Annotated in this window: 2 protein-coding genes; both read right to left on the reverse strand. The window is 66.6% G+C overall.

Features of this window, described 5'->3' with window-relative positions:
• A partial coding sequence (locus QZH66_RS15385) for a pyridoxal phosphate-dependent aminotransferase (RefSeq protein WP_305806781.1) occupies positions 1-1,178 on the reverse strand: 1,178 nt, incomplete at its 3' end.
• Between the two features lie 133 nt (positions 1,179-1,311).
• On the reverse strand, positions 1,312-1,704 hold the full coding sequence (locus QZH66_RS15390; RefSeq protein WP_305806782.1) for a hypothetical protein: 393 nt from the start codon (positions 1,702-1,704) through the stop codon (positions 1,312-1,314).
• Positions 1,705-2,009: the final 305 nt, after the last annotated feature.

The following is a 2,009-nucleotide window of genomic DNA, read 5'->3' on the forward strand; positions in this document are numbered from 1 at the left end:
GCCAGACGGTGGCAACCCTCGTCGATCTTGTCCATCGACGTGGCGAACGAGATGCGGAAGTACGAGGGCACGCCATAGGCCTCGCCCTGCAGCAGCGCCAGGCCCTCGGTATCGAGCAGGTAGAGCACGAACTCGTTGCTGCTGTTCACCGTCCGGCCCTCGGCCGTGCGCTTGCCCATCAGGGCGGCGCACGAGGGGAAGACGTAGAACGCTCCTTCGGGCACGTGGCAATGGATACCGGGGATGGCGTTGAGCTTCTGCACCACCCTGTCGCGCCGCTGCTGAAAGATGGCGGTGCGCTCGCGAATGTAGCCCTGCGGTCCGCGCAGTGCCTCCAGCGCAGCCGCCTGAGCGATGGACGAAGGGTTGGAGGTGCTCTGCGACTGCAGCTTCACCATGGGTTTGATCAGCGCGGCCGGCCCGGCGCCATAGCCGATGCGCCAGCCGGTCATGGCATAGGCCTTGGAGACGCCATTGATCGTCAGGGTGCGTTCCTTGAGCGCGGGCTCCACCTGGGCCGGCGTGACGAATTCGCGGCCATCGTAGAGGACGTGCTCGTAGATGTCGTCGGCCATCACCCACACGTGGGGGTGGCGCATCAGCACGTCGGTCAGCGCCTTCATCTCGGCGCGGCTATAGGCGGCGCCGCTGGGGTTGTTGGGTGCGTTGAGTACCAGCCAACGGGTGCGCGGGGTGATGGCACGCTCCAGGTCGGCGGGCTGCAGCTTGAAGCCCTTGTCGGGCGGGCAGGGCACGAACACCGGCACGCCGTCGGCCAGCACCGCGATATCGGGGTACGACACCCAGTAGGGCGTGGGCACGATGACCTCGTCGCCCGCCTCCAGTGTGCACATGAAGGCATTGAAGATCACCTGCTTGGCGCCCGTGCCGACGATCACCTCGGCCGGCGTGTACTCCAGCCCGTTGTCGCGGCGAAACTTCTCGGTCACCGCCTCGCGCAGCTCGGGCGTGCCGCCCACGTCGGTGTACTTGGTCTTGCCCTCGCGCATGGCGCGTATGGCGGCTTCCACCACGTTGTCGGGGGTGTCGAAATCGGGTTCGCCCGAGGTCAAGCCGACGATATCGTGGCCGGCTGCACGCAACTCGCGGGCGCGCTGCCCGGCCATGGAACTGGGTGAAGGCTGGATACGGTTGAGTCGTGCGGAAATACGCAGCATGGAGATCTCCTGTTGGGATGAGGCTGTCACGGTCGGCTTGTCGGGGCACCGGCCCAGGCTGCCGGGCGGGCAGTGCTCCGCCAGGGGCTTGTCCGGGCTCCTTTCTTGGGGGTGAACGGAATCGGGGGATGCGCTAGGGACTGAAGTCGCCGCGTGCGCGCAAATAGGGCACAAGCCCACCAGCGTTCAGCATTTCCAGCATGAATGGCGCAATGGGGTCGCACGGCAGGGTGGTGTCTTCGGCTACGTCGAGCAGTAAAGCACCAGCCTCATCCAGGCGCAGCCGCAGCGCTGCGCCCTCGGCGATGCCGCTGGTGTCGGCGGTGACGGCGCACAGGCCGTTGTTCATGGCGTTGCGCAGGTAGGTGCGCGAAAAGCTCTTGGCCACCACGGCGCGGATGCCAGCGCCCAGCACCACGGTGACGGCGACCTCCATGGCCGAGCCGCAGCCGAAGTTGTGGCCGGCCACCAGCACGTCGCCGTAGCGCACCGTAGCGGCGAAGCCGGGGACCGCGTCTTCCAGCAAATAGCGGCGCAGTTGCTGCGGGTCTATGGTTTCCTTCTTGCGCCGCGACGAGATGATGNGACGGCGACCTCCATGGCCGAGCCGCAGCCGAAGTTGTGGCCGGCCACCAGCACGTCGCCGTAGCGCACCGTAGCGGCGAAGCCGGGGACCGCGTCTTCCAGCAAATAGCGGCGCAGTTGCTGCGGGTCTATGGTTTCCTTCTTGCGCCGCGACGAGATGATGTAGTCGGTGTTGACGTCATCGCCCAGCACCCGGGCGCGGCCGTGGAGAGGCAGCAGGCTCATGTTTTGCCCCCTTGTTGCACC

Origin of the sequence: Stenotrophomonas sp. YIM B06876 (assembly GCF_030711595.1) — a bacterium.
GTDB lineage: Bacteria > Pseudomonadota > Gammaproteobacteria > Xanthomonadales > Xanthomonadaceae > Stenotrophomonas.